Here is a 5,449-nt window from a genome sequence, read left to right on the forward strand (position 1 = left end):
AAAGTGGCGAAATGCTCTTTGAGGTTGGCCAGTGCTGATTCAGCCATCAGTCTCTCCTACTTCTATGTGGGGTGATCCTGAATCTTAAGCCTTTTCACTTCCCCTTGCACTGATTGTTAAGTTCTGTGTGCGTTCGCCCTACGCTACCTTGGGTAAATCTCGCAAAAAGAAAGATTCGTAGGCTGAGACAGGAATCGCTAAATAAAGAAGACGATTTGCTATAAATCAAGACTCAGATTTTACTTGGATTTCACGATCGCACCCGCACTCAGAATGCCCAATAGTCCTAAAATCGTGCTGGGTTCAGGAATGGGATTGGGTTCAGATTCGGTGATCGGATCGAGTAAAACCACACGACTTAAAGAATTACTCCCCGATGAATCAATCCCTAACGCGACAATTTGACCCTGATCATTAATCCCTCTAGCTTCATATAAATGTAACCCTAAATTAGGATCAATTAACGTATTCAAATTATATTGTTGGCCTTGCTCCCAAAAAAGGGCATCCCATTGAGCATAATCACTCCCATTCGCGTCTCGACCGACTATATTCCCCGTATTATTAATATCAAAAATACGACCATCTCCTAAACTGATTTTGGTTTGCGTGGTACTGTCCCAGATGCCAATTTCTCCATCTCGATAATAATTTGGGTAGTCTCCGAAGGTATTAGAGTTGAAGATATATTGATTCTTCTGATTATGATCGGCAAAGGTGTATCCTGCGTCAATTAAAGGTTTTAATTCCTCTTGTTGATGGTACTCTGATAACACAATCCCTTGTTGAAGATCAGGAATTAGGATGTCTCCGAGATAAGTATTCCCGGTGTCTTGAGTCCAAGAATAGGAGGCTAGAGGGTTTGCTATCGTATAATTAACTTGACTATTTTCTGTGATGCCAAAACCAGTATAAAAACTCGCGGTATAAGGGATTTGTTCAGAAGAAATAGAGTTGTTTGAAGAAAAGTCGATTGAAAAATGGTTGATTTCTGTGACAGAGTAGAGTGAGGCTGCATTCACCCATGAGGACGGTAACACAATGCAACTTGTTGCAGTGAGAGCCGCTAAAATAGAATGAGTGAATGATTTTTGGATTGAGAGAAGCATAAATTTACCTCTACACGAGAAACTGGGGGTTATTAAGGCAAATTTTAATTGATTCGACTCGCTCATTAAAATTTCTCATTTTCTAGTATAATTACTCATAGTATTGTTTGTAACAGTTTCGTTACAAAAATTGACGTTTTTAAGCAGGAATGCTTTTTAGAGAGTAACCCCCCTAAAATGGTGGGTTACGGGGGATTGATAGAGAGTTTTCACCGCCTAGGTTGTAGCCGCCTCACCCACCCTACGCTCATAAAATGGGGTATTCTATGCTTTAAATGGCTTGGGAAAAGATTTTCTGTTGTTTTTGTTTTAAGTAGGTATCAAACACGCTGACAATATTGCGAATGAGTAACCGTCCGCGTGGGGTGACTTCTAGGGTATCTCCGTCTATTTCGACTAACCCATCTGTGGCTAAGTGTTGGAGTTGAGCTAATTCTGGGGCGAAATAGTCGGAGAAGTTATGATTAAATTGTAGGCCGTATTTCTCTTGTAAACAAGTTGGAGAAAAATGAAATTGACACATTAATTCAATGATGATGGCCTGACGTAAATGATCTTCTGGGTTGAGTTGGACTCCTTTTTGAATGGGGAAGCGGTTGGCTTCGATATCCTGATAATAGTCTTTTAACCGTTTTTGGTTTTGAATATAGACATCATGAAGCATACTAATGGCAGTCATGCCAAAGGAAAGTAAGTCGGATTCGGGTTTGGTGGTGTATCCTTGAAAATTGCGGTGGAGTTGTCCTTTTTGTTGCGCGATCGCAAGTTCATCATCCGGTTTCGCAAAGTGATCCATGCCAATAAAAACATACCCCTGTTGGGTTAACTTCTCAATGGACATTTGAAAAATGCGTAACTTTTCCTCCCCACTCGGTAACGCAGCTTCCGGGAGTAACCGTTGCACAGGTTTTAACCAAGGGACATAGGCAAAATTAAACAACGCAATGCGATCTGGATCAAGTTGAATGGCTTTCTCAATGGTATCCTCAAACGTCGCCAACGTCTGATAAGGCAACCCATAGACCAAATCTACATTAACACTTTCAAACCCCGCTTCTCGTATCCAGTCCATCACTTGAAACAAGAGAGACTCACTTTGAATACGGTTAATCGCTTCCTGCACTTTTGGGTTAAAATCTTGAATGCCAAAACTAATGCGATTAAACCCTAAACTCCGTAAAAACAGAATATAATTATTATCCAAATATTTCGGATTAACTTCTATAGAAACCTCAGCATTTTCTTCAAACCGAAAAACCGTACTCAATTTTGTCCAGAGCTTCTCAACTTGCTCTAAATTTAAATAATTCGGTGTTCCCCCTCCCCAGTGAAACTGATTTACCGTGCGTCGAGCGTCCACCCAACTGGCCACTTGATCAATATTCTGAAAAACATAATCTAAATACGTCTCAGCCACCTCTTTCCGTTGAGTAATCAACGTATTACACCCACAAAAATAACAAGGCGTTTCACAAAACGGAATATGACAATATAAAGACAACGGAGTCTGCTTTTTATTCCCCACCACTAAGGCATTCTCAAAGGCTTGGGAATTAAAAGACTCTCGCAATTCCGTGGCGGGAGGGTAACTCGTATAACGAGGTAACGGTTGGGCGTATTTCTTTAAAAGATCGGCATTAAATTCAACAGTTTGGAGCGTCATTCTTCTCTTAATTCTGAAACGTTTAAAAAAAGTTACACAGTTGTCAAAGAGGCGTACAGTATGCTTTCACGCCAAGATTAGAGGTAATCACAGATGGGCAATGACTTGTCATTGTCTCCCTATTACTGCATAATCATACAACTGCAATGTCATAATTGTACTCGGATTGTGGCATTCTGCACAACGTCGGATCAGAGGGGATATATCCCTCAAACCAGCTTGCTATAACTGTTTGGGTTTATAAACGGAGGAAACGGAATTATGTCAACTGCTGTCTCTCAGCCGCAAGTTAAAACCGCGATGAAGGAAACCTTGCTGACTCCTCGCTTCTACACGACGGATTTTGACGCGATGGCGGAAATGGACTTGTCCAGCCAACGGGCTGAGTTAGAGGCGATGGTGGCGGAAATGAAGGCTGACTATAACCGCCATCATTTTGTGCGGAATGAGTCTTTTGAGCAATCTTGGGAGCATATTGACGGAAAGACACGGGAGGCGTTTATTGAGTTTTTAGAACGCTCTTGTACGTCAGAATTCTCCGGATTTTTGCTATTTAAGGAACTTTCTCGCAAATTAAAAGGCCGGAATCAATTATTGGCAGAAATTTTCCATCTCATGGCCCGGGATGAGGCGCGACACGCTGGTTTTTTAAATAAGGCTATGCAGGATTTTAATATCACCCTCGATTTAGGGTATTTAACCAAAAATCGCACTTATACCTTTTTTAAACCGGAATGGGTGATTTATGCGGTTTATTTGTCTGAAAAAATCGGTTATTGGCGATATATTACGATTTATCGCCATTTAGAGCAGCATCCCGAATATGAGTTTTATCCCTTGTTTGAGATGTTTGAAAGCTGGTGTCAGGATGAAAACCGCCACGGGGATATTTTCAAGGCATTATTGCGATCGCAGAAAAAACTCTGGCAAACTTGGCATGGACGACTCTGGGCCCGCTTCTTCCTCTTAACCGTCTTCGCTACCCATACTTTAACCGTCCATGAAAGAGCCGATTTTTACGAGTCTTTAGGTTTAAACGCCCAAGAATTTGATCGCCATATTACCCGCAAAACCAACGAAACAGCAGCCCGTGCTTTCCCGGTAACATTAAATGTAGATCATCCTGAATTTTTTGCCCGCTTAGAAAATTGCGCGGAACGTAACAAAAAATTACAAGAGATTGACAACAGCACCGCCCCCGGTTGGTTAAAACAACTCCGTAAACTGCCGTTAAAGGCCGCCATTTTTACCGACTTACTGCGTCTCTATTTCCTCAAACCCGTTGATGCTGTCAGCGAATGGGAAGCAGTATATTAGGGTTGGGTTGTGAGTTGTTGGTTGTTGGTGAAAAAGGGAATAGGGAATAGGGAATAGGGAATAGGGGGAGAACAGGGAACAGGGAACTCCGGAACAGTTGAACCTTGGGTTTTAACCCAAGGCTCATAGCTGAAACCCGTTAAAACGGGTTAATATCCATTATCCATTATCAATTACCCATTACCCATTACCCATTACCCATTAGCAAAAAATGCCCTTCGTTATTGGACTTATAAGCGGCACATCCGTTGATGGAATAGATGCCGCTTTAATTGAGATTACAGGCACGAACTTTGACCTCAAGGTGGAATTCATCACAGGAGAGACCTTTCCTTACTCAGAAAGCCTCAGAGCGCAAATTCTGGAGGTTTGTGGAGGGGAGTCCATCTCCTTAGAACAGTTGGCGGTATTAGACGATGCGATCGCGCAATCCTTCGCCCAAGCCGCCCAAACCCTCCCAACCCAGCATCCCGCCCAATTAATCGGCTCTCACGGCCAAACCGTCTTTCACCGTCCCGCCAAAACAGGACAAGGCAGACTGGGTTACAGCCTACAATTAGGCCGAGGTGATTTAATCGCCCACCTCACCCAAACCCCCACCGTCAGCAACTTTCGCGCCGCCGACATTGCCCAAGGCGGACAAGGGGCCCCCATCGTCCCCAGAGTCGATGCAGCGTTACTAGGACACCCCACCGAAACACGCTGTATTCAAAACTTAGGCGGCATTGGCAATGTCACCTATCTCCCTCCTCAAAGCCAAGACAATTGGGAAACTCAAGTCTTAGGATGGGATACCGGGCCAGGCAATATGTTATTAGATTTAGCCGTCACCCAATTAACCCACGGCCAACAAACCTACGATAAAAACGGTCAATGGGCCGCCCAAGGCCAACCCTGTCAACCCCTTGTTAACCAATGGTTACAACAAACCTTCATTCAACAACCGCCCCCCAAGTCCACGGGACGAGAATTATACGGGAAAGCCTATTTAGCCCAATGTTGGCAGGATGCTCAAAGTTATCAGTTAAGTGAGGCCGACTGGTTAGCCACCTTAACGGAATTCACAGCGGCCTCAGTGGCAGAAAATTACCGCCTCTTTCTCCCCCAGCAACCGGATACCGTGTTGTTAGGGGGAGGTGGGGGCAAAAATTTATATTTGAAAAAGCGTTTACAAGCAAGACTCTCTCCCAGTCAGGTGTTAACCTGTGACGAAGCAGGAGTGAATAGCGATTTTAAAGAAGCCATTGCTTTAGCAGTATTAGCCTATTGGCGCGTTTATGACACCTGCCCCGGAAACCTACCCAAAGTCACTGGAGCAAGGTGTGCTGTGCCGTTGGGAAAGGTATGGAGGAGATAGGGG

4 protein-coding genes are annotated in these 5,449 nt (G+C 43.7%); 2 read left to right on the top strand and 2 right to left on the bottom strand.

Annotated elements, in window-relative coordinates; genetic code table 11:
- Window positions 1-239: 239 nt before the first annotated feature.
- Together PN462_RS14305 and hemN are read right to left on the bottom strand one after the other, a co-directional pair.
- A complete protein-coding gene (locus PN462_RS14305) occupies window positions 240-1,109 on the bottom strand; it encodes a PEP-CTERM sorting domain-containing protein (RefSeq protein ID WP_272129111.1) in 870 nt (289 codons plus the stop codon).
- Window positions 1,110-1,380: 271 nt separating this feature from the next.
- Window positions 1,381-2,772 (bottom strand): oxygen-independent coproporphyrinogen III oxidase, encoded by a 1,392-nt coding sequence (gene hemN, locus PN462_RS14310; RefSeq protein ID WP_272129113.1) that lies wholly within the window; start codon window positions 2,770-2,772, stop codon window positions 1,381-1,383.
- Window positions 2,773-3,033: 261 nt separating this feature from the next.
- Between hemN and acsF the strand changes: the two genes are divergently transcribed.
- Complete coding sequence (gene acsF, locus PN462_RS14315) at window positions 3,034-4,089, top strand: magnesium-protoporphyrin IX monomethyl ester (oxidative) cyclase (protein ID WP_272129116.1); 1,056 nt, start codon at window positions 3,034-3,036, stop codon at window positions 4,087-4,089.
- 211 nt (window positions 4,090-4,300) lie between these two features.
- Complete coding sequence (locus PN462_RS14320; RefSeq protein WP_272129118.1) at window positions 4,301-5,446, top strand: anhydro-N-acetylmuramic acid kinase; 1,146 nt, start codon at window positions 4,301-4,303, stop codon at window positions 5,444-5,446.
- The last annotated feature ends 3 nt before the right edge of the window (window positions 5,447-5,449 follow it).

Origin of the sequence: Spirulina sp. CS-785/01 (assembly GCF_028330525.1) — a bacterium.
Classification (GTDB): Bacteria; Cyanobacteriota; Cyanobacteriia; order Cyanobacteriales; family Spirulinaceae; genus JAQMSD01.